Below are 26266 nucleotides of genomic sequence, written 5' to 3' on the forward strand. Positions count from 1 at the left end.
GGCGGTGTCTCGCTTACTGCAGATCCCCGTTATGTACCAAGCTTATCGACAAACGCCTTTGCCTTTTTAGGGCTTGTGATGCGGATAAAATTGATATGGCGATATTCGGGATTTGACATCGCCTGTTGATAGCGAACCCGATTACTTTTGTAGGTTTTCAGTGTCCACAGAATCACCGAATCTTTGCTCAGAAACGATTTTCGGAACGACTCGACATTTCCGGTCTGAGGCCACAACTCTTGTTTGGTGATCGAACGCAGAAAAGCCCTTTTTACCGCCTGATACAAGGTCCTCGAAAATGAGTAATCAATCCATACTACCGTATCAACGTGCTGCCACTTGATGGGCACTGTGCGATTGTAGTTGCCATCGAGTACCCAGAGTTCATCGGCTAACTTGCTTTCCAGAGTGGCGAAAAATTCCTGATCCGTAGACTCCTGCCAATTGGGCTTCCAGAACATGGCATCCATTTCCAGATGAGGATAATTCAACTTATCCGCCAGCATCCGGCTGAACGTACTCTTACCGCTTCCACTGGTACCAACAACGTTAATCTTCTTCATGCTTTTACCTGTTATTCTTCGAGTACGGGACGCATAAACGTCAGCACGGTTTTGTTTTACGGTGAATGAATGGTTGAGTAAAAGGGCTTTAATCACTGTGGTTGTGCAAAACAAAAGTGCCAAAGCCCTACTGGTTAATTGAGTGATTTTTTACGATGCTTTTGAGCATTGTAGGTTGAAAAGAACGCCATAAAGGCAATGAAAGCCAAAGCAACCAACATCTGAACCAAACCATTCAGACTTTGGACAAACTCTGTGTCTTCAAAGAAGGTGGCACTGTGGACTGATAAAATCCCTGCAAAAACAGGATACCATTTACTCTCCGGGTCGAAGCCCGTCCCTCCAAACCTCATCGCCAAGTAATGAAAAAACACCGCCGTTGCACAATGCAGTACAAGTAGAGCCAAACTAAGCGTCAGTATGAAGACAAAATACTCTTCTTGCATTGATGCCAAGTACCAAACAGCTATGGCCTTAATAACAAACGCTACGGCCACACCGCGTAAAAAATATTCGTTGGTTGAATCTAGCATTTTTAGTCCTTTAAAAAGATCCGTGATGAAAATAGTCCAGTGGATTATTTAGCCTTGCCATATTGTGGCTAAGATGTTGGGTTAATGGGCAACATCGTATTAAGTATTGAGCGATACACCATCCTAATTAATCCTATATTCCATAATCACATCCGTTTAAATCTCCCAACGCGAATCTACCATATGCGCTTTGTATAGTTAGACTTCGACTTGATAAAGTGGGTTAGCTTTAAACACCTGACTTTCTCTTCACCTCATTATTGTAATTAATGATTGCATCGATTACATTCTGGCACTTTTGAATACCAACGCGATTATGGTTGACTGCATTAACAAGATCACTAACAGTGTCACCATGATTCAAAACTGCCGGTTCAGCGCACTGCTCAACAAGCAGAGAGTCAGGGATAGTGACGTATATATTAATAGTCTTTTCCACAACAACTGGTTCAGGGGCCGGTAACCTGTTTGTTGTACATGCCGTTAGCGTTGTAAGCATCAACAATAGAATTGGGGATCTGGTACTCAAGTAGTTTAGCTTCAGCAATATTCAATTCCTTCTTTATCTCAATTAATTTCTTACTAAACACTGTGTTTTGCTTGTCGAGGTTTCTATTTTTATTTCGCAACTCATTTACTTCTGAATCAGCAGTAGAGTGTAGTTCCCTATAGTTCTTGTACTGCAATTTAGTCGCTTCAAGTGTATCGTGCATGCTCTTCAAGTTGCCTTTCAAAATGGAATTATTGGCTTCCAATTGAACCACTTGCGCTCTATAACCTGAAAGCTCTTGCTCTTTTTGGTAGAGTGAATACGACAAGTAAGAGAATAATACCGCCAAACCAACGTAAAAATAGAGCTTGATACTCGAAAATGAGCCTAACACAAATTATCTCCTTAATATGTAAGTCTCGCATTTTTGTTCATGCATTAGCTATAACGCCCATTTAAGTATCCCGAAACACACTAGCTAATTTTCCGCATCCCACCGTAAACACGCAACCCGACGCAAACCAAAAGTGCTGAGCTTTGAGGGTCTGCTTAAATTGTTTGTTATGACACTATGGTTTGAAAATATAAACCACAAGCCAAAATGATGCACATATCTAAAACATGGAATAGACGTACGCCCGGCACCAATACTGATTCAGTCGGCTTCTCTGGGTTATAGTAGACTTCAGTTTCCCCTACTTTAATGTAGAGTCTTTTAAATATTGCAAACCAAGTATCTAGTGTGGCATAAGCTATTTTATTTGATTCCAGCTCTTCACCATTAACCCAATAGGTATAACGCACTTTTGCTTTCAGTGTTCCTTCGCTCGGACCACCTAGTCCAGTTTCGCTACTTAGAACCATACCTTTAGCCTTGTTCCAACTTTTAGCCTTCACATTTTTAAGTAGATAATGAAGCTCTAGTAAAAACGCAAATACAAGCATTGTATATAAAAACAGTATATTCCAGTTGATATTTTCCACTCTAACCTCCTTATTTTACGAGTGTCATAACGCTTTGCTAAGTTGCAGCTAACGACTACGACTCTCAAGCAAAGCCACCTTAATAACTGAACTCAACCAAACCGAAACCGCCAAGCGTTAGCTGTCTGCTTGAGCAATTTGTTATGTGTGCTCTTCGTTTATGCCATTAATGCGCCACAGCCAATAAATATGTGGTGCTAAAGCAATTAGTATCAAGAAAGTATCACTGACACTAAACGCTATTGTTAGTAGAGTAATAGCGACCCAAATTAGCTTAAAACGAAAAACTGACCACATTTCTAAAATAACAGTGTAATAGCAAATTGCAGCTGGAAGCCACACGACTAAATAAATGGATAGCATTAAGTTGCTAGTCGATACTTCGTGTTCACCATATACGATGCCAATTACTACAAGAGCAATATAAAGTATTAAACCGCTAGCGACTAGCCAATAGTATTGTAACCCGTTAATTTTCATGTGATATCCCTGCACACATAACGCTTTATAGACAGATTTTTTCGGTCTTTTCTGCCTTTTTCCTTTCCGTCTATCCTGCTCTATCCAAATGAGCAACTCAAGTCATATGAATAGGTTATGTGATTTCTTAGCCAAATGATAGGGGTATAATTCGGATGACATCCTGATAAATGCTTATATGTCAGTGAGTTGGGTGGCTCTGTTGGGTTTACGGATCGCGGTGGGAGATCTCCTTTTTCAAGGAGATGACGGCGGGGCGGAGATGACTCGGATTCGGAGACAGAGGCGGTTCGGAGATAATGCGGTTTGAAAGGTGCTGGGGTTCGCGAATTTGGTGGTGTGGTGCGTTGAAGTGATGTGCTGTCGCTTTGGGTTTGTCGCATTACGACAGCAAATCTAATAGGCTGGATGGGTTCCGCCTACCCTTCATCCAGCCCATATTTCTGTATTTTTCTCCACAGTGTGGTTCGGCCTATGTCCAGGGCTTTGGCCATGTCTTGCATTTTGCCGTCGTAGAGGTTCCAGGCCTGAATAATGGCTTTCTTTTCCACTTCTTCTAGCGTCAGAATCTGTTTGCCTTCTTTGCCGTCATCGCCAGAGTTGAGTTTGATCTCTTCGGGGATATCTTCTAGCGAAATCATGTTGGAACTGCGGTTGAGTAAGATGCGCTCCATGCGGCTTTTTAGCTCGGAGTTGTTGCCTTGCCAGGTGAATTTGACCAGTGCATCCATAACGGTTTTTTCGATGGAAACCGCGACATTGTGGCGCTTTTCGTAGTTGGTGATGATCATCATCACCAGGTGCTCAATGTCTTCTTTGCGCTTTCTTAACGGCGGGATATTGAGTTCGTTGGAGGAAATCTCATAGTAAAGCTGGCGGCCAAATGAGCGCTGGGCAACGTATTCGCTGATATCAGACGTGGTGCTGGTGATCAGCTGAAAGCTCACCGGGATCAGTCGTTGGCTGTCGCTGCGGCTGACTAAACCGGTTTTCAGCAGCTTGAGTATCACTGCTTGCAGTTCGGGACTGAGGTATTCGATCTTTTCCAGATACAGTGTGCCGTTGTGGGCCAGTTCGAACTTTGATGGCAGCCCGTGACCGTCTTCGTCGTCGTAGCCGAGCATTTCACGGATCATGGTTTCTGAAGTCAAAGACCGGCAGTTGATGGCGATAAATGGTCCGTCTTTAAAGTCACTTTCGTTGTGAATCGCCATTGCCAGATCAGACTTACCGACCCCTTCTTCACCGGTGATCAGTATCGGTGCCTTGGATTTGACGGCCCGCTTGGCGACGGTGATCACATGCTTCATCCCTTTGGATTGAGCGTTCAAGTTGGCAAAAGTGTATTTGGCGCTGCCGCCGATTTGCTGTTGTGCCAGTTCGCGAATTTTGTCGATGGGGTGGATAAACATCAACTTAGAGCCATCCACTAGCGGTCGCAGGGTGATGATCGCTTCAATAAACTCCCCCGCCACTTCTACCGTGGTCTGTTTGCGGCGAATGGTGTTGTCTTCTTCGATGCTAGTGAGAATGGTGGGCGCAAACCTCACCACGGAAAAGATATCTTTATCAATCACTTCTAAGGTGTTGAAGTTCAACAGTCTTTCCGCCTGTTGGTTCGCCATGGTGATGCGGTTTTCCTCATTCCACGCCAGCAAGCCATCATCCATACACTCAAGGGTCGCATTGTGCGCGTTGAGTAAACGGTTCATGGTCTCTTGTTCATTCTGAACATGAATTTGTAGGGCGATCTCTTTGGCACAGGACGAAATGATCACATGGTTTTCTTTGCTGTATTCTTGGGCCCTTTTGAGCAAAGAGATGGTGCCCCGCAAGCGGCCAAAGGTATCGAAAATCGGTGCAGCCGTTGTCGCGTAGGGATGTAGATGGCGATTAAAATGCTCGGCAGCAAACACTTCTGCGGGCATATGAGTATTAAGTGTCAGGCTGATGGCGTTGGTGCCGATTTTTCCTTCGGAAAAGAAGCAGCCTTTCTTGAGTCCCAGTTCATTCACTTCCCGCAGCAGGTCGTCATGACCAACGGTAAACAACACGCAGCCACTGTCATCGGTAACAAACAACATAACAGCTTCGTCACGCAACAAATCATAAGTGTCTTCTATCACCGTCGTCGCACAAGTAATCACGCGCTCGTTACGTTTGATCAGTGACTTAAGTGTGTATCCCGATGCGATATGCGGTTTCGACCAGTTATAAGGGCTAGACTGTTTCGCGCAGCGTTCCCAGGACTCCAGGATCGGCGACAGCATAAACTCAGGAGACACCCAGTGGTGCTTCTGGAAAAAATCCCATTTCTTTTTGTTATCTTCAATCGACAGCATCGGTAAACCAGGCTAGTTCGTCTTCGAGATAGACGGTACGGTAGTGCAGAACGCCTTATTTTACCTGACTTTGCAATAAATGAGAGTGATTGCATTCACACAGTGAATCTGAAGATTTTGCTAATGGCGATAACACTGATCTTCGTCAGGGATCGGCAGCCTTTACTGAAAATTGACTCGAAAGAGGTAGGTCAACAAAGCCAGACCTGTATGTGGTCTAGTTTGCGTACGTTCATGAAAGCTTAGAGTCATGAAAAAAGGAGTAATGAAGGATTGGAGTGATGATGGGATATCGCACTTCCCTGTGTGCGTTTCTTGGCTGACCTGAAGTTAGATCCACGCCAGAGAAAGCAGCAATAAAGGTACAGCTACGGCTGAAGCCATTTTCACAAGTGAAACGGTTTCGCGAAGAATAACTTTAGTTTTGGAGTCAATAAGTTCGACGGGTTGTTCAAGAGTCAGTGTTGCTGCGTTGTTCATTTAAGTGCCTTAGTATGAGAGTGAATTATCACGACCACTGCGTGATTTACGTCGCAATTTTGCACCCATTTGTGACATCCGTCAATCTAAAATTGTATCTAATTGTCACTTTTTGTTGTTTTATGAACAAATAAAAGCCCAACACTCAGGCCGGGCTTTTAGTTACTCGCTTAACTTATTGAATTTAAGCGTTTTTAATTCCGTCTAACAGGTCGCGGTAGCTTGATGCTTCACGATAGAAGACCGCAGGTTGGCCAATTGGCGCATCAACCTCAATCCAGCCACCTTCAAAGACTTCACCGGTCCAGGCATGAACCCATTTGTCTTTTGGAAGGTAGAGACGCTTAACGGTTTCACCCTGGTTATAGACCGGAGCCACCAGAATATCGCGACCGAACAGGTATTGATACTTGATTTCGTACGCTTCGTCATCCTGCTCGTAGTGCATAAACAGCGGACGTTGAACGGGTACACCCTGACTTGCGTTTAGCGCAACCGCATCTTTAATGTAAGGCTTAAGGTGCGTGAAGATCTTAGTCATCTTCGCCAAATGCGTTAGCGTTTCTTCATCGGTATCAAACTGATGGTTATCACCCGGACGGTTACCTTCGTGACTGCGCATGATCGGTGTAAATGCCGCCATTTCTGCCCAGCGCTGGAACAACTCTTTCGTACGCTTCATACCGTGCAGTGTGGTATAGCCGCCGATATCACTATGGTGGATACCGTTACCCATCAGACCGGAAGAGAGCGCTGCCGGAATCACAGATGCCAGACCGTCATCCAGACACCAGTCTACTGACTGGTCACCGCCCCAAAGGGTGTGGCAGTAACCCTGAATGCCAGTACCGCCTGCACGCATGAAGAACAAGATGTCGTCCGTTTTACCCGCCTCTTCAATCGCTTCGTGCTGCACTTTAGCCCAGCGGTATGGCCATTTATTGTGCTCAATCTCTGCACTCACACCATTGCTGAGTGAGCAGTCTGTTGGCAGGTATTCACCAAAGTCACCCATCCAGCCATCAAGACCGAAATCAATCAGGTTCGACTTGATCACACCTTTATACCATTCACACGCTTCTGGGTTTGTGAAGTCGACAACCCCACAGTAGAACTCACCAAAGTCGACCACGTATTTAGAACCGTCTTCTTTCGTGGCCAGGTAGCCTTTCGCTTGCGCTTCGTCATACAGAGGGAAATCTTCCAGCACATAAGGGTTGATATAGCCAAGGAAGCGAACGCCCTGCTCCTTGAGTTCATGAATTTTCGTGTCCAGACCCGGGTACAAGTCTTTGTTCCACTGCCAATCCCATTGTAGGCGCTTACCAAATGACGTCATTTTGATGCCCTGCCAGTCCTGACACCATGCACCCGCCACTTCAACACCAGCTTTCTTGGCATTTTCGACTTTCTCAATCGTGATGTCAGTACCGCCCTGAATGCCCAGAATCACACCGTTGTACACCCACTCTGGTAGTTCTGGCTGACGACCAAATACATCGGTAATGTTGGTCATGAGTTCCGGGTAGCTCTCTTCGGCATCAAACAAAATGTATTGCGGAATATCCCATGCCTGCAGCTCGTGGAACTCTGGGTTAGTAAAATCAAAGTCTGCATAGGCCGTTGTTTCCAGATGACAGAAATATTTCTTGTCGGACACAAACGTCGGTTGTGGGTAGTTCGTGGTGTAGTAATCACCGCCCGCCTTGTCTTTCACATCCGCCTGCCAGGTTACATAGGTGTTCTTATTACGACCTACGCCCGGTTCCGATGACCACAGCGGGAAGTTTTTACCACGAAGGTTCAAATAAGTGAGCTGTTCGCCACAGCCAAATACGCGCTCTTCTTCTGTTGCGGCAACGCGCATCCAGAAACGGTTGAAGCTTTTATCAATCGCTTCAAATTCTGCTTTCAGACGAGATTCAGCGGTCTCGCCAACAATCATTTGGATGACTTCTTTGCCATCAAAATAGAATCCAATAGAGTGGAATTCCTGACCGTCACGCTCAAAACTGTCTACTTTGAACTGACGCAGAGGAAGACGCTCGATGACATAGTCCGTGATGTCAAAGTTACCACGGTACATATCAAAGTTACCTTCGCCAATACCTAAGTACAGCGCAGGACTTGCCTCTGAGTGTTCAAATACGGTTCTGTTTTTATGACTGATTGTAAAACCCGTTGGGGTATGGACAAGTTTCATGTGGGCGGCTTCCAAAATTTAGGGAAAATAAAGGCGCACCACCTAATAGAAAGTGCGCCTGACTTTTTAATTATGAGAATGTTAAATCGCGGGGATTAGTTGAACTGAATGTCGTAATCCGCCTGAATTTTTGCTTCACAAGTTTTGATTTCGCTTTCAAAACGTTGTAGCCATTTCTGACCATCAGATCCTGCACTGTCCAGGAATGAATCCTTAACGGACGCTGACGCCGTTTTGAATGCTTCTTTCTCAGCGGCTGTTGGGTTGTAAACAACACCGTCCGCTTTCTTGAACTCTTCGTAAGCCTCGAACTCTTTATGCTTCGGATACGCACGTAGGTATTGGTTCTGTGCAGCAACACCATCAATCACCACTTGCTTTAGCTCATCCGGGAACGACTTGAATTTTCTGTCGTTGAATACCCAGGCACCGCCCATGTAACCGTGACCATCTAGGATCATGTAGTTCAGGCTTTCGTGGAATTTGTTCATGATGATGTCAACAACACCGTTCTTAGTACCGTCAACCATGCCCGTAGACAGCGCTGTATATACTTCTGGCCATGCGATTGGTGTTGGTGCACCACCCATTGCTCTAACTAACTCTTGCTGAGTTTTTGCAGGAACGGTACGCAATTTCAGGCCTTTAACATCTTCTGGGCTCTTAACCTGTTTCTTCGTTGTCGCGATGTTACGCCAGCCACCCGAGTTAGACACCATCATCAGACGGATATTCGGTGCTTTGGCAGCAACTTCTTTACGGACGTCACCAATGAATTTCTCGTTATCGTATACACACTCAGCAACACGGTCACTTGGTAGCATGTACGGTAGGTCGAAGGCACCAATTGGCTGCCAGAAGTTACCCAGCTCAGGAATCGTCGTCTGGAAGTAATCGAACATGCCTGCTTGTACGCCCGCCATACACTCTTTTGCGTTACCACAAAGCTGACCAGAAGGGTAAATATCAACTTGGATTTGGCCATTCGAGCGTGATTCAACAAAGTTCTTAAACACAAGTAGCGACTGGTGGTTGTAGCCATCTGTAGAAGTTACATGCGGTACAGTTAGCTTGTAATCAGCAGCGTTAGCAGCGCCTGCAGCAAATAATGATGCAGCAGCTAAACCTAATAGTGTTTTTTTCATGATTAGTCCTTTCACGGTTATTGGTGTGATTCTGATATTTTAATTTCAATTAACAAGATCACGTTTTGGCTATTATTGTTTATTGAGCTTGAACTTGAGGCTTTTGCTCTCTTTTTATTCTGAATATTGTGATACAAAGCATGGTTGCATTAAACATATCGTTTAATATTCCACCATAAGAGCCCACAATAATTGCATTTAACATCCATATTAGGGTACAGATAAGAAACGCGATTCTCATTCGCAAACCTTCTGCGCAAAATAGTGCATAACAACTCACTAATGATGCGACCGCTGGCAGCAAATCCGTTGGGCTTGTATAAAAGTAAGCACTGAGTGCTACTTGTAATAGAACAAAGATCCAAAAGACCATTGTTCCCTTAAACTTCAATGATATAAATGCTCGGAATGAGTTCACAAACAGATTCAAACCAGCTACGAGAGCACCGAGCAAAGTGTAATGAAGAGAGAAGGTCAAACAGGAAAGGCATATGAGCGCTCGCATACGATTATCGCTCACTGTTGATGATGCCAAAATATTAATACCAAAGGCGACAAATCCTAATGCTTGAATATATGTGTCGCTCATCTAGATTGACTCTCTACAAATTTATTACAATAGTTTATTTTAGTTTTAAAAAGAGCCCTGCGAGCTATTCCTCTAATTATAAAGTGGTATAAAACACACAGGGCAAAATATTAAAAACACTTATTACGTTTAGGACTTCTACTTCCTAAACACAGAACAAACTATACAATGGATTTTTCATTAGATATAATGAAACAAATTCAGTTTTTGATTCCAAACCGGAATGGATATAGACTTACTTCGCACTTTTTGCCAGTTGGCTGAAGATCAGAATTATCGGGTCGCTTCCGAGCACTTGTTTATTACTCAATCAGCCCTCACCAAGAAGATAAAACGTCTTGAAGAACAGATAGATGTCACACTTTTTGAACGTGGCAGGCATGGTGCTGAACTGACGCCAATGGGCAAGATTTTGTTGCCAGAAGCAAGGCGAATGCTGAAGAGTTTTCAATCATTCAAGACGTTATCTAGTTATGTCGCTGAAGGGACATCCGGTCACCTCAATATCGGGTTTGGTATTTCCTCTTTTTACGAAGCACCCGCCTATATTGCTCAGTTCAAACAAGACCACCCCAATGTGCATGTCAGCCTGAACGACTACCCTTCTCACAAAATGATTGAAGGCCTAACACTTGGCAACCTGCAAATTGGTTTTGACCGTTTGCCCGTCGAACCGCCGTTAGCCGCTATCCCATTGTTTGGTGACCAATTGGCCATTGCTATCCATAAACAAGAGCATGTGGATGAAAGCGACCTTTGGGCATCACTCAGTCATTTTGACTATCTCGGATTAAGTCCAACCAAGAACCCAACGATGTTTAAACACATCAGTGCGTATTTGTGGGAAGCGGAGCAACAACTTACTCCAGTAGAAGAAGCGGATAACATCATGACATTACTCGCATTGGTGTCAGCACGTTTGGGGTATACCATTATTCCTGCGAGTGTGGCTCGGATCAGTCAACCTGAAATCCAGTTCATTCCTCTCACCGGCGATCATGCATGTTGGGATGTCGGTCTGGTCTGGAACTCGGAGCGTATTGACCCGCTCTGTACTAAATTTATTCAGCACGTGCAACACGCTGCCAGTAAGTAGATTAGGTTTACGGCGCGATGGATGAGATCCCCTTTTTCAAGGGGATGACTGCGCAGACCATATTCACGCCACTTGGGCTCTCAACTCATCGGCCAAACTATGTACATCAAAAAACACAACCTGCACCTGATTTTCCGGCAATCGGATAAAGCCTAACGCGCCCTGGCGACGTAAGCCATTCTCATCCACCGCGCCCATATCCTTCACCTGGATTCGAAGACGCGTTGCACAGTTATCGATCTTACCTTCTACAATATTCTCGATACCACCTAAACCCATAAGGATCTTTCTAGCCTTGGCCTGCAAATCACCTTTATCGTTAATCATATCGTTCTCCTAATTCTATCAATTAAGACAGGTTGAAAATAAAAAGTGCCAGCAAATTGGCTGGCACTTTGTGGTTTTAAATACACATTACATGGTTAGCTTGTAAGACGTTTCAATGTCTGCTTCACATGTTTTGATTTGGTTTTGGAAACGCTCCAACCACTCTTTGCCCTCTGCGTTTGCATTCGCTGCCCAGTTATCGATAACTGGTTTGGTTGCTGCTTTGAATGCGTCTTTCTCCGCTGGCGTTGGGTTATAGATCTTACCGTTTGCTTGTTTGAACGTTTCGTATGAAGCGTATTCGTTGTGTTTAGGATAGGAGTTCAGGTACTGTTGCTGTGCCTTGATAGCATCCAGAACCACTCGCTTAAGCTCTGGCGACAGAGACTTGAACTTCATATCCGACATCACCCATGCACCACCCATATATGCGTGACCATCCAGTGTCAGGTAATCCAGACTTTCATGGAATCGACTTTGGATGATATCGACGATACCGTTCTTAGTACCTTCAGCGACACCTGTGGACAGTGCAGTGTAAACTTCTGGCCATGCAATCGGTGTTGGTGAGCCATTAAGCTCTTTAACCAAATCTTGCTGAACCTTCGCAGGAACCGTACGAATCTTCATACCTTCTACATCGGCTGGCGCTTTGATCGGTTTCTTAGTGGTCGCAAAGTTACGCCAGCCACCCGAGTTTGCCACCATCATCAAACGCACATTTGGTGCTTTCTTAATAACGTTACTCCGTACGTCCGCCATGAACTCATCATCACCGTAGACACACTCAGCAACACGGTCATTAGGTAGAAGGTATGGCAAGTCAAAGGATTCCGCTGGTTTCCAGTAGTAGGCGATTTCAGAAACGGTTGTTGGGAAGTAGTCGAACATGCCTGCCTGAACCCCGGCAATACATTCTTTACCTGAGCCACATAGCTGGCCCGAACCGTAGATGTTTACCTTGAGTTCACCGTTAGAACGTGTTTCTAAGTGGTTTTTGAACACAAGCAGTGACTGGTGGTTGTAGCTGTCTGGTGAAGTCAGGTGAACCACGTTGAATTCCGTGGCAGCAGATGCTGCGCCACTGGCTAAAAGAGCGGTAGAAGTCGCTAAAGTAATAAGTGTTTTTTTCATTTTTTGCAATCCTAATAGATCATTGTTTTATTTTTGATAGCGGCACTTATGTTTGTGCCGCTTATCTTATTTTTTACATGATGCCGAATGCTTGTGGCAGGCCAATCACCAATTGTGGGAAGCACGAGATGATGAAAATAAGGGCCATTTCGACAATCAGGAATGGGATAATCTTCTTAGAGATTTCTGATACTGGTACTTTCGATACGCCTGATGCTACGAACAGTACAAGTCCCATTGGTGGTGTTGCCAAACCGATTGATAGGTTTGCACACATAACCACACCGAAGTGAACAGGGTCGATACCCGCTGCGGTCATGATTGGCGCGAAGATTGGTGCGAAGATAAGAATCGCAGGACCCGCATCTAGGAACATACCGATTAGGAATAGCAATACGTTAATGATTGCAAAGAGTAGGTATGGGTTATCCGTGATGCCATTCATAAAGTCAGCGACCATCGTCGATACACCAGACAAGCTGATTAGCGATGCGAAGCCACTTGCTGCAGCAACAATGATTAGGATAGATGCTGCGTTCACTGCTACTTTCGCGAATAGAGCGTAAGTTGCTTTAACGTTTGTTGCCTTGATGATGTATAGCGATACAACGATTGCGTAGGCTACGGCTACCGCAGCAGCTTCGGTCGGTGTAAAGATACCGCCATAGATACCACCCAGGATGATTACCGGAGTCATTAGAGGTACCAGAGCAAGTCTGAATGCCTGGCGGCGCTCCATTGCTGGTGCACGTTCCATTGGCTGAACATCAGGATACTTGTTGATCTGGATGCGGTTCATCACCATCAGACCCAAACAGAAGATGATGCCAGGTGTCACACCCGCCAGGAACATCGCTGCTACAGATGTGTTCATAACGAACGCGTAGATAAGCATGATGCCAGATGGTGGGATGATGTTACCCAATACCGTTGCTGCGGCCGTCAGTGCGGCTGAATAACCTGTATCGTATTTGTATTTCTTCATTTCAGGAATCAGCATGCCGCCAATCGCTGAAGTCGCTGCTACCGCAGAGCCTGTTAGGGCACCAAAGATTGTTGCCGCAAGGATAACTACATGACCAAGACCACCTCGTAGGTGCTGAACCATAGTTTGAGCAAATGCGATGATACGTGGTGTGATACCACCCGCTGTCATACACTCACCCGCCAGCATGAAGAATGGTAAAGCGAGTAGCAGGAAGCTATCTAGACCAGAGTAAAGGCGCTGATAAAGCATGTTCGCAAACAGCATTTGGTCATTTTGGACTAGCGTAATGATTGGCGATAGACCAAGTGTAAACAGAACAGGTACACCGACAATCAGTAGAATTAGGAAATATAGAATAAAAATTGGAGAAACCATTACAACACCCTCTTAAGCCGCAGTCTTAGATTCAACCAACGGAGATTCTTCTTGTTCTTCCGTTGATTCAACTGCTTGTTGGCCGCCTTCATATAGACCAGCCGTTTTTGCGGTTTGAGATACGTCTTCAAAATCGCCCAGAATGCCGCGAATTGATGCGATAGACTTTTGTACTGCGTACACGATTGTCACTGTCATCATCACTGGTGGAATGATGTAGACGAAGTACATTGGAATAGGAAGACTGTCCGCCATTACCGAACCTGTGTTGAAGAAGTTCCAACCGAACTTGATCCAAACTAGGAACACTAGAATTGCTGCTATGTGTGCAACCAGGGCAAACGCCGCAAAGATACGTGGGGCTTTCTTCTCTAAAATCTCAGTCAAAAACGTCATCGCGATGTTTTTGTCTGTGAGGTAAACGAAAGGTAAGCAAAGGTACGTCATGTAGATCATCAGAAATCGGGAAGATTCGTCAGTCCAACTTAGAGGCACATTAAACACATAACGGAAAAGAACTTGAGCAACAACAATCACCGTCATGACCAGCAATAAGATACCTGCTACATGCCTTAAAAGTCGTGAGACCGGAGTTGTCACCGTATTCAATGCTTTTTCAATTGCTCGTAGCATAGAATCACCTAAGAGTTTGTATTTATATATTTATGTAAACAACACATTGTTTACCGGATGGGTATTGATAACTTAGATAGTTATTCTGTTCCGTGACTATTTTCACAACCAGAAACAATGTGTTGTTTTTTGTAGGGTTAATGTCACATTACGGACATTTTGTTGTTTTAAGCTTTACCGTTTGAACCAAATAGACGGATTTTGTGTTGTACAACTTCCATCATTGCTTCAATACCTGTGTTCATCACATCGGCCAGAATGAAGTCGTCTTCATTTACTTTCCAGTGCGCCTGAACACCTCTGATAAAGCCCTGACGCAGCTCAGTATCTACGTTGATCTTCGCGACACCACGCTTCACAGCTTCCACAACCTGATCATCTGGCACACCAGAACCACCGTGCAGAACGATAGGTTTCTTCACCGCTTCTTTGATTTCTGTCAGACGGTCAAACTTAAGCTCAGGCGTTGTTTTATAAACACCGTGTGCAGTACCGATAGACACGGCAAGATAGTCAACACCCGTACGCTCAGAGAAGTCCAGCGCCTCTTCTACAGTAGTGATCATCGCGTCTTTCTCATCAACCGTGATGTCGTCTTCTGTGCCACCGATTTTACCGATTTCACCTTCTGCACCCAGACCAAGCGCATGAGCCACTTCAACCACAGCGCGTGTTACGCGTACGTTCTCGTCAAAAGGAAGCGCAGAACCGTCAAACATCAACGATTGGAAATCACGCGTTGCTGCTTCCATGCACTGCTCAAACTTGCGGCTATGGTCAAGGTGAATACAGATTGGAACAGAAATTTTGTGGTGCTGTAACAGGGAATCTACTGCATCACGCAGAGGTTTCATGCCCATTTCGTTAATTGCTTTTTGCCCAATCTGAAGCATGATTGGCGATTGCTCTGCTTCTGCAGCCAGCAATACAGCTTTGATTGTTTCCAGGTTATGTGCAGTAAAAGCGCCGATGGCATAGCCGTTTTCCCACGCTTGTTGAATCATTTGTTTACCTGACATGTAAGGCATTGTGAGTCTTCCTCTGTGTTTGTTCGTTACTGTAGTAAATTACCAGTCTGAAACGTTCATTTCTGTTAGATATGTATCACTTTACAACACAAACAAACAATAATGGACAAAAATGAGCTATAGAGCACATCTTATTGAGCGTTTTGATAGTGACAAATGAAAAACAATGGACAAAAAAAAAGATGACAGCAAAATGCTGTCATCTTTTACGTTAGCTCTCTGTCTCACATTCTAAATGAGCATGTTACTGCATCTGTTTATCAAGCAGACCTTCAGCAAGCGCTGGTGCCAGACCCGGAGTCAAAGGCAGGCGAGGAATGACCAGACAGTGCATCAGGTGGTAGATGTCCTGTTTACCATCCCAAACTTTACTCGTGCCCGCTTGGTTGTTCGCGTCCAGTTCTTGCCACCATGAGCAACCTTCGTAGTCGATTAGGTAGGTGCGGCAGTAATCCCACCAAGTGCGGTACCAGTCTTCGTACTTCTTGTCACCGGTCACTGTAAATAGTGCGTAGGCAGTACCAATGGCTTCCACCGGAGCCCAACGAATGCGCTCAAGAACCACTGGCTTACCATCCCAGTCAACGGAGTAAACAAAGCCAGGTGCACCGTCTACCGCCCAAGCGTCACGTACCGTTGCGTCAAACAGACCGATAGCGTCTTCCAGCAACCATGCTGGTGCTTCTTCACCGATCTCTAGCAAAGTCGCGCGTAGGTGACAGATTAAACGACCCCACTCGATCCAGTGACCCGGAGTACCGCCGTAAGCACGGAAGTGACTAGCTGGTGTTTCTTTGTTGTAATCAGGAAGTGGTTTCCAGTCAGAATCGAAGTGCTCATTCACACGGTAGTTCAGACCTTTTGCTGTCTTGTTGATCATGAACTCAGTGATGTTAAGTGCGCGGTCTAGCCACTTCTTATCTTTCGTTACATCGTAAACGATTAGGAATGCTTCTACAGAGTGCATTGCCATGTTACCGCCACGGTAGTCTTCCGTTTCAGTCCAAGCACGGTCCCAAGACTCGTAACACATTTGACGATCTTCAACCCAGAAGCGGTTCTCGTAAACATTGATTGCTTCATCAAGAAGCGCTTGAGCGCGTGGGTGACCTGTTGTTACAGCACTTGCTGCACCTAGTAGAACGAACGCATGTTGGTAGCCTTGTTTAGACTCATCCATGATGCCTTCGCCTTCGTTGTCGATCGTTGCAAACCAACCACCGTGCTCTTTATCTTTTAATGGACCTTCAAGAGCCTTGATACCGTGCTCTACAAGATCGTATGCACCTGGGCGACCCATATGTGCTGCTAGTGCGTAGCAGTGAAGCATACGAGCTGTGATCCAAAGGCGAGTACCCATTTCTTCACGAACGTTACCGTTATTACCAATCCAGCCGAAACCGTTTGGAACAACAGAATTACGACCGAACTCAAAAATGCGGTCTGTTTCTGTGTCCAGCCAAGAGGTATGGGATTTGGTATTAATCCATTTCATAGGGTGTTTCCTCGTTACTATATTTTGTTGTCACTGTATTTTTATGTTGAATCTAAAGTACCAGTCAGTGACGTTTAATTCTGTTAGTTAGTTATCACTTTTGGACAAAAATAGACAAAAAGTGACATTTTATTGTGGTTTTATCTTTGACTATTTCACACCAAAACGGTGAATAGTCTTCTCTTCAAACACCTCACCTGGATTCAGGCGAGTTGAAGGAAAATGTGCTTGGTTCGGGCTGTCTGGGAAGTGCTGAGTCTCCAGGCAAATACCTGCACAAGACTCGTACTTAAAGCCGTTGCGACCAAACCAAGGCTTGTTTGATAGCTTGAATCCGTTGTAGAACTGAACCCCTGGCTGAGTAGTGAGTACCGTCATAAAACGGCCACTATTTGGTTCATAAAGCTCTGCAGCGTAAGCGTACTCACCTTCTGTTTTCGAGCCATCAATGATCAAGTTGTGGTCAATCCCACGGTCGGGCATCAAATCCATATTCCGACCAATCACTTTTGTTTCAGTGAAGTCCAGACCAGAGCCTTTTACTGAGCGAACCTCACCCGTTGGAATTGATTTATCGGTAACTGGGGTATAGAAGTTGGAATAAAGCTTCAGCTCATGACCATCAATGGAGCCTGAATCATGACCAGCCAAGTTATAATAACTGTGGTTGACCAGGTTGATCACGGTTGGCTTGTCTGTTGTCGCTTTGAAGTTGTAATGAACCTGGTTCATTTCATCTAAGCCGATGGTATGAGTCACATTCAAGTTTCCGCCATAACCCGACTCACCATCTGGAGAAACACGGCTCAGGTGGAGATAAATCGCTTCCTTTTGCTCTTCAACGGCAAAATTCCAAACATGTTTATCAAAGCCTTTACTACCACCGTGCAGATGTTGCTTTGTTGGTGGTTCATTGGTTTCTAGCTGAAAGACTTCACCATCCAACTCATAGCGACCATCTTTAATACGGTTTGCGTAGCGACCAGCAATGGCACCAAAGAAAGGGTGACCATCTAGGTATTTTTCTAAGCTTTCATACCCCAAAACAAGATCCGCTTTATTGCCGTCACGGTCTGGCGTTGCAATAGAGGTGACGATACAGCCGTAGTTAGTAACTTGAATCTTCATACCTTGGCTGTTTTCTAATGTGAACAGCTTCACTGGTATGGATTGACCTTCGACTTCACCCCAATTTTCGACACTAATTTTCACGCTATTGTCTCCAAGATAAACAGGTGCTTCCAAGAAAAACGGGGTGAGCTAATGCCCACCCCGTCTCAATTTTTATTATTTTACTTTTGGTTCTAGACCAGAGGTTACGCGTAGTTGCTCAAATACTGCCGTCCAGTCCTGACGACCACGGCCCGCAGCACGCGTAATGCTATATAGTTCACGAGACGCTGCGCCACACGGCATCGGTACGTTCACTTGGTTAGCAAGATCCAACGCAATGCCCAGATCTTTATGCGCAAGGTCAACCATAAATGCTGGAGACAAGTCACCCGCCAGCACCTTACCTGGCCAGGTTGTGGTGAAGTGACCTTTACCTGCCGGTGTGCCACTCATCACTTTCATTGCCGCATCGAATTCCAGACCAATTGCTTCAGACAGCGTTGCTGCTTCTGCAGACAGTGCGTTAAGTGCAATACTCATGTAGTTATTGATGATCTTAACACGAATACCTTTACCCGGACCGCCAACATCAATAGTTTCAGAGCCCATGCAATCAAACAAAGGTTGTGCTCTTTCGATCTGCTCTTTCAAACCACCAGCCAGAATCAATAACTCGCCTTTGATGGCGTGGTCTGATGTACGGCCTACCGGCGCTTCCATCATCGAGAAGCCGTTATCTGTCATCTGCTTGATAAGTGCATCAGTTTCAAACGGGTGAATCGTTGACATGTCAATATGCAGCGCTTGCTTGTCCAGAGTTTCGGTAATGCCGTTTTCTCCGAACAGTACATTCTTAACCAATGCGCCATTTGGCAGCATAGTGATCACAAATTCAGCATCTACCGCTGCTTCTGCCGGAGATTTAGCCGCAGTAGCACCTAGCTCAACCAACTGATTCACAGCAGCTTCGTTAATATCAAATACGCGAAGAGTGTGGCCGCCTTTAATCAGGTTTGCAGCCATTGGGCTACCCATTTGACCTAGACCGATAAAACCTACTGTTGACATGAAAAAGTCCTTAGTTCTGTTGTTGAATTGCTATTTACTATAAACAACCGAAAATTTATAACCACTACATTTGTCACATTTTGTCGTTTTATGTCCATTTATATTCGTTTTGTGAGAATACTCTCATCCAAAGAGATTTTTGACCGTATAATGGACATCATCAACAAGGTAAACCGCTCATTGTGAGTAAGGGCTCTCAAAAGTATCCTGGCATGGTGACGTGTTAACCTATATTTTCCAATGACGTAAAAGTGATAAGAGATAGAAAATGGCAATAGCTTGTGTAGGTATTACGGTATTAGACCGAGTGCAATTGGTTTCTCAGCTTCCGACGAGCGGAGGCAAATACGTTGCACACGATTATTTTGAAGTAGGCGGTGGCCCGGCTGCTACCGCTGCTGTGGCGGCTGCCAGACTCGGTCATGAAGTTGACTTTATTGGCCGTGTTGGCTGTGACGGTGTCGCTGATGTGATGCAAACCGAACTCGCCGGTTATGGCGTTGGTGTTGACAAGATGATTCGTATTCCCGGCGCATCATCTGCATTTTCAGCCGTCATTGTCGATGAAGAAGGTGAACGTATGATCGTCAACTATCAAGACAAGTCGCTGTCGAAAGATGCTTCTCCACTTAAAAATGTTGATTTTTCGACATATTCCACAATTCTGACAGATGTACGTTGGATTAATGGCGCAAAATATGCACTAGAACAAGCGAAGAAATTCGGTATTCCTTCTGTTCTTGATGCCGATATCACGCCAGAACCTATTGATGAGCTTGTAAAACTTGCCGATCACGTCGCATTTAGTGAGCCAGGTCTCGAAAAATTCACTGGTGAAAGCGATCCTGTCGAAGGTCTCAAAATCGCTCAGAAAATGACATCAGGACGAGTTTATGTTACTGTCGGGTCTAAAGGATGTTACTGGCTTGAAAACGGCGAACTCGCACATCAGGCAGGGCTTAAAGTAGACGTTGTCGACACTACAGGTGCCGGTGACGTTTTCCACGGAGCACTTGCTGTCGCCGTCGCAGAGCGAATGGAAGCACGTCAGTCCATCGTCTTTTCCAACACCGTCGCAGCCATCAAATGTACCAAACTCGGTGGCCGTGAAGGTATCCCAACCCGAAAAGAAGTGGATGACCATATAGAAAACAGATAATAAAAAGAAGGGTTGTTGTGACTAATCCAAGACAAGACAAATTATTGCAGCTCGTCAACGACAAAGGATATTACACCGTTGAAGAGCTAGCAGAAATGCTCGACGTTTCGACTCAAACCATTCGTCGAGATATCAAAAAGCTAAGTGAAGATAGACTCGTCATACGTCATCATGGTGGTGCCAGTTCTCCAGCGACCAAAACGAACCTCGACTATGAAGTTCGGAAGGTGTCGGAAACGGAACAAAAGAACGCTATCGCAAAACGTATTGCCGAGATCATTCCCGACAACTCTACGGTATTTATTACTATTGGCACCACAGCCGAAGTGATTGCAAGTCACTTACTGAACAAAAGTAATTTGCAGATTATTACTAACAGCTTACGTGTCGCGAACGTGTTACACGGTAACAAAACATTTGACGTATTGATACCCAGTGGCAAGGTCAAAGCCTTCAATGGTGGTATTGTAGGTACCGAAGCATTAGATTTCATTTCTAACTTCCGCTTCGACTATCTAATCACCAGTGCAGCATCGATCGATGTTGATGGCACACTGCTTGAGTATGATTTGAGTGAAACACTGATAACCCAAACCGTGATGAAGTCTGCCCGACATGTGATGGTTGCTTTAGACTCGAGCAAGTTCATTCCAAAAGGCTCGATCGAGCTGGGCCCTATCAGTAACGCCAGCTGGCTGTTTACCGATGCTCCGCTAAGTAAGGAATTGGAGTCTATTGTGAATAAAGGCGATACAATGGTCGAGGTCTGCCAGTAGTTATTGGCAATTCGACTAAATCAGTAGAGTAAAGCCTACCTGACGGTGGGCTTTTTTACGTTTATGGCGGGCGTGTCGCACTGAACGTGGGTTAATATTATTACGCTAACAGGACAACCAATGAAAATCGCGGATTTGAAACTTTTTATCAAAGTTGTCGAACTGGGGAGTTTTACGGCAGCTGCGACAGCCCTCGACTTACCCAGAGCAAACGTTAGTCGCAGAATCAATGAGTTAGAGAAAAGTGTCGGAACAAAGCTGTTTCACCGGACCACTCGCAGCCTGTCTCTGACCAACAGCGGCTCAAGCTATTTTGAAGAAATCTCCAAAGCTCTTGAAATGTTTGATCGCGCACAGCGTTCCGTCGTTGATTCGAACGCGTTGATTTCGGGTAAGGTTAAATTAGGGGTTTTGCCAGAAACCTACGACTTGTTGCAGCCGATATTGTTTGATTTTCACGACAAATACCCAGACATTGAGCTGGATATACGAAGCATCAACAATGGCTTCAATGAACTGTTTCAACAAGGTCTCGATATTGCAATGCACGGCGGTCAATTGTTCGATTCAGACATTATCGCCAGAAAAGTAATTCGCTACGAAAGAGTGCTGGTTGCCTCACCCCAGTACGTGAGTCAGTTCGGCTCACCGGATTCACTACAATCTCTTCTCGATCATCAATGCATTTGTTACCGCTGGCCAAGCGGTGACGTTGACAACAAGTGGCAGTTTGAAGAACAAACAATCTCCGTCAAAGCCAAGCTAATTGCCAACAGTATTGGCTTTGTTAAGGGCGCAACCATTCTCGGCCGTGGTATCAGCTTCCTGCCGATGATGATGGTCAGCCAAGAGATTGCCAACGGCACCCTTTTGCAACTGCTTCCCGAAATAAACACATGCAACGAGTACGGCTGGCTCCTCTACCCTCAACCAACGACACTCAACATGGCAAGTCGCTTACTACTCGAACACTTGACTAATGAGCTACCTAAATTGAGCTGATTGTCACGAAATTCGTGACATTAAGTCTCACAACAGAGGGATTATTTGAACGCTGTTCAATTATAAGATAGCGCCCACCAAGAGGAGCGTCATTATATGAACAGAAATAACAAACTGGCCGTTTGCATAACTGCATCTTTGGCCTTGTTGGGTTGTAACCAGGCACAGGTTCTCGAGCCACAACCAGAACGTCAAAATCCCCTACAGGTGGTGAAAGTTAACCAGGCCAATCACACCACAAACAAGCACTTTAGTGGCATCGTACGCGCCCATGAGACTGTCAATGTCGCATTTCGAATACCGGGCACGTTAAACCATCTTCACGTACAAACTGGTGAGTCAGTCTCAAAAGGCGACTTGATTGCCGAGCTCGATCCTCATGACTATCAGGTCGCACTGGAAGAATTAGAAGCCAAGATGTTAGAAGCGCAGTCTGCGCACAAACTTGCAAAAGCGGAACTTCGCCGAGTAAAGCAGGCAACGCAAGACAATGCCATTGCTAGTGTCAACCTCGATCGTGCCACCAGTGGCTACGAACGAAGCCTGTCAGCGATCAAAGTGGTAGAAAAAAACATTCAACGAGCCAAAGACACATTGAGCTATACCAAGCTTGTGGCACCATTTGATGGTGTCATCGGTCGTGTCGATTTCAAACAGCACGAACAGGTTCTTCCGGGCATCGCTGTCGTCACTATACAGGATCAGTCTAATTTTGATGTCGAAGTGGACGTGCCTGAAAACATGATTCAAAACTTTAACGTTGGTGACATCAGTAACCTGTCCTGGTATCAGTCTGAAGCAGCAGTTCAGGCCCATGTAACTGAGGTTTCTCCGGTTCCACATCTGATTAAACAAACCTACACCGTCACTTATGCCGTAGATTCAGAGCATCCATCACTGTTTGAAGGTAAGTCAGTTACCATTTCAACCGCTCACAAAACAAAGCGAGATACTCACTGTGTTCCCTACTCAGCAGTTGTCGGAGAGAAAGAAGAGCTGCACGTCAATATCGTAAGAAACAACACCGTCATTTATACGCCTGTCGAACTTCGCTCACTTGATGCTTACCAGGCATGTGTCGCAGGTGATCTGCAGGATGAAGATTACATTGTGGTCAGCGGCTCTCACTATCTTCAGGATGGCGACAAAGCAAACTCTGTCGTGTTGAGAACAAATTAGGAAAGGACCATGATAAAACTTGCCGAATTCGCTATTCGTCAAAGAACATTTCTGCTGTTCTTTACCGCACTCAGTATTATTGCTGGGATTTATTCCTACTTCGATCTGGGAAAACTCGAAGATCCGAGTTTCACAGTGAAAACAGCGGTTGTAGTAACACTCTATCCCGGTGCATCTGCTGAACAAGTCGAAAAACAGGTTACAGATACAATCGAGACCAAACTTCAGGAGATGGGCGAACTAAACCGCTTACGCTCACTTTCTCGCCCGGGTGTGTCCATGGTGTTTGTGGATTTAAAAGAGAGTTTAAATTCAAAGCTCCTGCCACAACAATGGGATTTACTGCGCAGTAAAGTTCAGGATGTCAAATTGCAGCTTCCTAGCACCGCTCAGATCAACATTGTTCAAGATGAGTTCTCTGAGGTGTACGGCATGCTCTTTGCCATTCATGGTGATGATGCGCGTCCGGAGGAGCTACGTCGATATTCAGAAGAACTGCAGCGTCGCCTAAAAACCGTCAAAGGCATCAAGAAAATAGAGCTGCACGGTATTCAGCCACGCTCGGTCTATATCGATCTTCCGGATGAAAGGCTTGCACAGTACGGCCTATCTGTGGCTCAGGTCTGGAACCAGTTAAATAACAGCAATACCACATTCGAAGCCGGAAAGTTTGATGCAGGAAGTGAACGCATTCGAGTACATCAGGGCAGTCAATTCCAGTCATTAGACGATATCCGCAACCTTGTCATTAAAGGCGGCGTAAGTGAATTCGGAACCGGTCTGATACGTCTGGGCGACGTGGCAGATGTTTCTATGGGTTACCACCAGCCTGCACTGACCGAGAACCGATATAATGGCGAACGCTCAGTAACACTGGCTGTGAGCCCTGTTAGTGGTATTAACGTTGTATCTCTGGGCGACACAATTCGCTCAATCATCGACGACTATCAAACCAGCCTGCCACTTGGTGTCAAGATCTCTACCATCGCCTATCAACCCGATGAAGTACAAAAGTCTATCGATAATTTTGTAAGTAACCTTGCGGAAAGTGTCGCCATCGTCTTCATCGTATTGTTGATTTTTATGGGCTTTAAAAGCGCCAGCATCGTCGGTAGTAGCTTACTGCTGACCATTCTTCTTACGCTGATATACATGAACATCAACGACATTGATTTGCATCGAGTGTCTTTGGGTACCTTCATTCTTGCGCTTGGAATGTTGGTAGACAATGCCATTGTCATTACCGATATGATGATCGCCAAATTAAACAAGGGGGTTGAGCGAACTCAAGCAGCATTTGAATCCGTCAAAGAAACCGCAATGCCTCTGCTAGGTGCGACGATCATTGCCATCATGGGTGCAAGTCCTGTTTTGTTTTCCAAAACTGATGCGGCGGAATTTGCGGGATCTGTTTTCTACATCATTGCCGCTTCGCTTCTATTGTCCTGGCTCGTTGCCATGACGTTCACAACGTTAATGTGCTGGCTATTTTTGAAACCTCGCAAAGACGATCAAACAGAGAAACTTAACCGATATAAACAGTGCATCAGTTGGACGGTAGACAATCCCAAAAAGGCCTTAGCGACGTTACTACCGCTGGTCGTCACCACAGCACTGGTGATTCCGTTGATTTCCATCAACTTTATTCCCCAATCAGACCGACCCGTCGTCTTTTTCGACTATTGGCTACCTAACGGTGCAAAAATCGAGCAAACCTCTGCAGATATGGCAAAAATCGAGCAATGGCTACTAGAACAGCCAGAGGTAACAAGCATTGCTACCGCAGTTGGAAGCAGTGTTCCACGCTTTTCTGTGACCGTCGAGCCGGAGCCGCTCGATCCGGCTTATGGGCAGATACTTATCAATACTAAGGACTACCATTCTATCTCTGAGCTCGTAGAACGCGGGGACGCCTGGATCAACACGCAGTTCCCAAATGCAGAACCACGATTTCGAGCGCTCAAGCTTGCCACCGCTGACAAATATTCGGTAGAGGCAAGATTCTCTGGGCCAGATGAAGCTGTGTTGCATGATTTAGCTAATCAAGCGAAAGCAATTATGGCGACACACCCTGACGCAAAATACGTGCGTGATGACTGGCGTCAGGAAAGCAAAGTATTGATACCTATCATTAACGAAGATAAAGCCCGCCGCGCCGGCATTAATCGTACAGATATAGCCTTTGCAATGAAACGTGCGTCAGACGGAATGCCAATAGGACAAATGAATCTCAATGATGAACTCATTGCTATCCAGCTTCGCGGCTCTGAGCAGACGATGGCCTCTCTCGAGACCCTACCCGTCAAATCATTGCTGGGCTTACACAGTGTTCCTCTCGGTCAGGTCGTTGATGGTTTTGAACTCAAAACAGAAGAAAGCATGATTTGGCGTCGGGACCGAGTAAAAACCATTACGGCTCAGGCAGATGTTGACCGCAATAGTACGCCAGCCCGAGTGCGAAATGCTATCAAGGAACAAATCGAAGCACTTCCATTGCCTTCCGGCTACAGCATGGAATGGGGTGGCGAGTATTATGATGAGCACAAGGCCGTCTCTGACATACTGACCCACCTTCCAAAGGCGTTAATCATTATGGTGGTGATTTTAGTCGCAATGTTTAATGGCTTTAAGCAGCCTGTCATTATTCTCTCAACTATCCCCTTAGCCGCTACGGGCGCGAGCTTCGCACTATTGGCGTTCGACAAGCCCTTTGGCTTTATGGCACTGATCGGTGCAATCACATTAATGGGGATGATCATTAAAAACGGTATCGTGTTAATGGACCAGATTGAGTTAGAACGAGTAAACGGCTTATCCCTTTGCGATGCGATAAAGTCTGCCACCATCAATCGTACGATGGCCATTTCGATGGGTGCGCTCACGACTGCGCTTGGTATGATACCTCTGCTTTCAGATTTGCTATTCGACCAAATGGCAGCAACCATCATTGGAGGCCTTGCCGCTGCGACCGTCCTCTCGCTTTTTGTCATGCCTGCTCTTTATCGATTAGCGTATAAAGAGTCAAGATCGGAAACGGAGCAACAAACAACCAAACTCCTTTCACACGAGCAAGAGGCATAAAAG

Annotated in this window: 23 protein-coding genes; 6 read left to right on the top strand and 17 right to left on the bottom strand. The window is 45.4% G+C overall.

Translation table 11 applies throughout. The annotated features are described in order from the left end of the window. Nucleotides 1-29: 29 nt before the first annotated feature. From C4S60_RS08600 to C4S60_RS08640, 9 genes are all read right to left on the bottom strand, one after another. The gene (locus C4S60_RS08600; protein ID WP_103879926.1) at nucleotides 30-563 is read right to left on the bottom strand and encodes a P-loop NTPase family protein; all 534 of its coding nucleotides are present in this window, start codon (nucleotides 561-563) and stop codon (nucleotides 30-32) included. A 134-nt stretch (nucleotides 564-697) separates the two neighbouring features. Beyond that, nucleotides 698-1096, bottom strand: a complete 399-nt coding sequence (locus C4S60_RS08605) for a hypothetical protein (RefSeq protein WP_103879927.1) — start codon at nucleotides 1094-1096, stop codon at nucleotides 698-700. 449 nt (nucleotides 1097-1545) lie between these two features. Continuing rightward, entirely contained in the window at nucleotides 1546-1980 is a 435-nt protein-coding gene (locus C4S60_RS08610) for a hypothetical protein (RefSeq protein ID WP_103879928.1), read from the bottom strand. Nucleotides 1981-2147: 167 nt separating this feature from the next. After that, nucleotides 2148-2570 carry a DUF3592 domain-containing protein gene (locus C4S60_RS08615; RefSeq protein WP_103879929.1) on the bottom strand — a complete coding sequence of 141 codons (423 nt, stop codon included), beginning with the start codon at nucleotides 2568-2570 and terminating at the stop codon, nucleotides 2148-2150. A gap of 899 nt (nucleotides 2571-3469) precedes the next feature. Beyond that, nucleotides 3470-5392 (bottom strand): dihydroxyacetone kinase operon transcriptional regulator DhaR, encoded by a 1923-nt coding sequence (gene dhaR, locus C4S60_RS08625; RefSeq protein ID WP_103879931.1) that lies wholly within the window; start codon nucleotides 5390-5392, stop codon nucleotides 3470-3472. A gap of 330 nt (nucleotides 5393-5722) precedes the next feature. Further along, a complete protein-coding gene (locus C4S60_RS23640) occupies nucleotides 5723-5872 on the bottom strand; it encodes a hypothetical protein (protein ID WP_167390964.1) in 150 nt (49 codons plus the stop codon). A gap of 184 nt (nucleotides 5873-6056) precedes the next feature. Next, entirely contained in the window at nucleotides 6057-8075 is a 2019-nt protein-coding gene (locus C4S60_RS08630; RefSeq protein ID WP_103879932.1) for an alpha-glucosidase, read from the bottom strand. Between the two features lie 95 nt (nucleotides 8076-8170). Continuing rightward, nucleotides 8171-9220 (bottom strand): TRAP transporter substrate-binding protein, encoded by a 1050-nt coding sequence (locus tag C4S60_RS08635; RefSeq protein WP_103879933.1) that lies wholly within the window; start codon nucleotides 9218-9220, stop codon nucleotides 8171-8173. A gap of 79 nt (nucleotides 9221-9299) precedes the next feature. Next, nucleotides 9300-9809 (bottom strand): YgjV family protein, encoded by a 510-nt coding sequence (locus C4S60_RS08640; protein ID WP_103879934.1) that lies wholly within the window; start codon nucleotides 9807-9809, stop codon nucleotides 9300-9302. 223 nt (nucleotides 9810-10032) lie between these two features. Between C4S60_RS08640 and C4S60_RS08645 the strand changes: the two genes are divergently transcribed. Then, nucleotides 10033-10905 (top strand): LysR family transcriptional regulator, encoded by an 873-nt coding sequence (locus C4S60_RS08645; RefSeq protein ID WP_103879935.1) that lies wholly within the window; start codon nucleotides 10033-10035, stop codon nucleotides 10903-10905. A gap of 63 nt (nucleotides 10906-10968) precedes the next feature. On the opposite strand, the gene C4S60_RS08650 is transcribed toward C4S60_RS08645, so the two are convergent. The 8 genes from C4S60_RS08650 to yihU form a co-directional block, all read right to left on the bottom strand. Beyond that, nucleotides 10969-11232: a PTS sugar transporter subunit IIB gene (locus C4S60_RS08650; RefSeq protein WP_103879936.1), complete on the bottom strand. Its 264-nt coding sequence runs from the start codon at nucleotides 11230-11232 to the stop codon at nucleotides 10969-10971. A gap of 87 nt (nucleotides 11233-11319) precedes the next feature. Further along, entirely contained in the window at nucleotides 11320-12366 is a 1047-nt protein-coding gene (locus C4S60_RS08655; RefSeq protein ID WP_103879937.1) for a TRAP transporter substrate-binding protein, read from the bottom strand. 73 nt (nucleotides 12367-12439) lie between these two features. After that, complete coding sequence (locus tag C4S60_RS08660) at nucleotides 12440-13729, bottom strand: TRAP transporter large permease (protein WP_103879938.1); 1290 nt, start codon at nucleotides 13727-13729, stop codon at nucleotides 12440-12442. Between the two features lie 12 nt (nucleotides 13730-13741). Continuing rightward, on the bottom strand, nucleotides 13742-14362 hold the full coding sequence (locus C4S60_RS08665) for a TRAP transporter small permease (RefSeq protein WP_103879939.1): 621 nt from the start codon (nucleotides 14360-14362) through the stop codon (nucleotides 13742-13744). A gap of 167 nt (nucleotides 14363-14529) precedes the next feature. After that, nucleotides 14530-15390 carry a class II fructose-bisphosphate aldolase gene (locus C4S60_RS08670; RefSeq protein ID WP_103879940.1) on the bottom strand — a complete coding sequence of 287 codons (861 nt, stop codon included), beginning with the start codon at nucleotides 15388-15390 and terminating at the stop codon, nucleotides 14530-14532. Between the two features lie 244 nt (nucleotides 15391-15634). Continuing rightward, a complete protein-coding gene (locus C4S60_RS08675) occupies nucleotides 15635-16885 on the bottom strand; it encodes an AGE family epimerase/isomerase (RefSeq protein ID WP_103879941.1) in 1251 nt (416 codons plus the stop codon). 150 nt (nucleotides 16886-17035) lie between these two features. Continuing rightward, the gene (locus C4S60_RS08680) at nucleotides 17036-18097 is read right to left on the bottom strand and encodes an aldose epimerase family protein (protein WP_103879942.1); all 1062 of its coding nucleotides are present in this window, start codon (nucleotides 18095-18097) and stop codon (nucleotides 17036-17038) included. Nucleotides 18098-18172: 75 nt separating this feature from the next. After that, on the bottom strand, nucleotides 18173-19066 hold the full coding sequence (gene yihU / locus C4S60_RS08685; protein ID WP_103879943.1) for a sulfolactaldehyde 3-reductase: 894 nt from the start codon (nucleotides 19064-19066) through the stop codon (nucleotides 18173-18175). A 268-nt stretch (nucleotides 19067-19334) separates the two neighbouring features. Here yihU and C4S60_RS08690 point away from each other — a divergent pair, with 268 nt between their 5' ends. The 5 genes from C4S60_RS08690 to C4S60_RS08710 all read left to right on the top strand — a co-directional run bounded on the left by C4S60_RS08690 (nucleotide 19335) and on the right by C4S60_RS08710 (nucleotide 26263). Continuing rightward, entirely contained in the window at nucleotides 19335-20225 is an 891-nt protein-coding gene (locus C4S60_RS08690) for a PfkB family carbohydrate kinase (protein WP_103879944.1), read from the top strand. Between the two features lie 17 nt (nucleotides 20226-20242). After that, entirely contained in the window at nucleotides 20243-21001 is a 759-nt protein-coding gene (locus C4S60_RS08695) for a DeoR/GlpR family DNA-binding transcription regulator (protein WP_103879945.1), read from the top strand. 120 nt (nucleotides 21002-21121) lie between these two features. Further along, entirely contained in the window at nucleotides 21122-22003 is an 882-nt protein-coding gene (locus C4S60_RS08700; protein ID WP_103879946.1) for a LysR family transcriptional regulator, read from the top strand. A gap of 96 nt (nucleotides 22004-22099) precedes the next feature. Next, the gene (locus C4S60_RS08705) at nucleotides 22100-23182 is read left to right on the top strand and encodes an efflux RND transporter periplasmic adaptor subunit (protein WP_103879947.1); all 1083 of its coding nucleotides are present in this window, start codon (nucleotides 22100-22102) and stop codon (nucleotides 23180-23182) included. A gap of 9 nt (nucleotides 23183-23191) precedes the next feature. Then, nucleotides 23192-26263 (top strand): efflux RND transporter permease subunit, encoded by a 3072-nt coding sequence (locus tag C4S60_RS08710; RefSeq protein WP_103879948.1) that lies wholly within the window; start codon nucleotides 23192-23194, stop codon nucleotides 26261-26263. Nucleotides 26264-26266: the final 3 nt, after the last annotated feature.

Origin of the sequence: Vibrio hangzhouensis (assembly GCF_900107935.1) — a bacterium.
GTDB classification, from domain to species: domain Bacteria; phylum Pseudomonadota; class Gammaproteobacteria; order Enterobacterales; family Vibrionaceae; genus Vibrio; species Vibrio hangzhouensis.

Coding starts and splice junctions, on each gene's coding strand:
- C4S60_RS08600 (WP_103879926.1), bottom strand. CDS start 563: ATGAAGAAGATTAACGTTGTTGGTACCAGTGGAAGCGGTAAGAGTACG.
- C4S60_RS08605 (WP_103879927.1), bottom strand. CDS start 1,096: ATGCTAGATTCAACCAACGAATATTTTTTACGCGGTGTGGCCGTAGCG.
- dhaR (WP_103879931.1), bottom strand. CDS start 5,392: ATGCTGTCGATTGAAGATAACAAAAAGAAATGGGATTTTTTCCAGAAG.
- C4S60_RS23640 (WP_167390964.1), bottom strand. CDS start 5,872: ATGAACAACGCAGCAACACTGACTCTTGAACAACCCGTCGAACTTATT.
- C4S60_RS08630 (WP_103879932.1), bottom strand. CDS start 8,075: ATGAAACTTGTCCATACCCCAACGGGTTTTACAATCAGTCATAAAAAC.
- C4S60_RS08635 (WP_103879933.1), bottom strand. CDS start 9,220: ATGAAAAAAACACTATTAGGTTTAGCTGCTGCATCATTATTTGCTGCA.
- C4S60_RS08640 (WP_103879934.1), bottom strand. CDS start 9,809: ATGAGCGACACATATATTCAAGCATTAGGATTTGTCGCCTTTGGTATT.
- C4S60_RS08645 (WP_103879935.1), top strand. CDS start 10,033: ATGGATATAGACTTACTTCGCACTTTTTGCCAGTTGGCTGAAGATCAG.
- C4S60_RS08650 (WP_103879936.1), bottom strand. CDS start 11,232: ATGATTAACGATAAAGGTGATTTGCAGGCCAAGGCTAGAAAGATCCTT.
- C4S60_RS08655 (WP_103879937.1), bottom strand. CDS start 12,366: ATGAAAAAAACACTTATTACTTTAGCGACTTCTACCGCTCTTTTAGCC.
- C4S60_RS08660 (WP_103879938.1), bottom strand. CDS start 13,729: ATGGTTTCTCCAATTTTTATTCTATATTTCCTAATTCTACTGATTGTC.
- C4S60_RS08665 (WP_103879939.1), bottom strand. CDS start 14,362: ATGCTACGAGCAATTGAAAAAGCATTGAATACGGTGACAACTCCGGTC.
- C4S60_RS08670 (WP_103879940.1), bottom strand. CDS start 15,390: ATGCCTTACATGTCAGGTAAACAAATGATTCAACAAGCGTGGGAAAAC.
- C4S60_RS08675 (WP_103879941.1), bottom strand. CDS start 16,885: ATGAAATGGATTAATACCAAATCCCATACCTCTTGGCTGGACACAGAA.
- yihU (WP_103879943.1), bottom strand. CDS start 19,066: ATGTCAACAGTAGGTTTTATCGGTCTAGGTCAAATGGGTAGCCCAATG.
- C4S60_RS08690 (WP_103879944.1), top strand. CDS start 19,335: ATGGCAATAGCTTGTGTAGGTATTACGGTATTAGACCGAGTGCAATTG.
- C4S60_RS08700 (WP_103879946.1), top strand. CDS start 21,122: ATGAAAATCGCGGATTTGAAACTTTTTATCAAAGTTGTCGAACTGGGG.
- C4S60_RS08705 (WP_103879947.1), top strand. CDS start 22,100: ATGAACAGAAATAACAAACTGGCCGTTTGCATAACTGCATCTTTGGCC.
- C4S60_RS08710 (WP_103879948.1), top strand. CDS start 23,192: ATGATAAAACTTGCCGAATTCGCTATTCGTCAAAGAACATTTCTGCTG.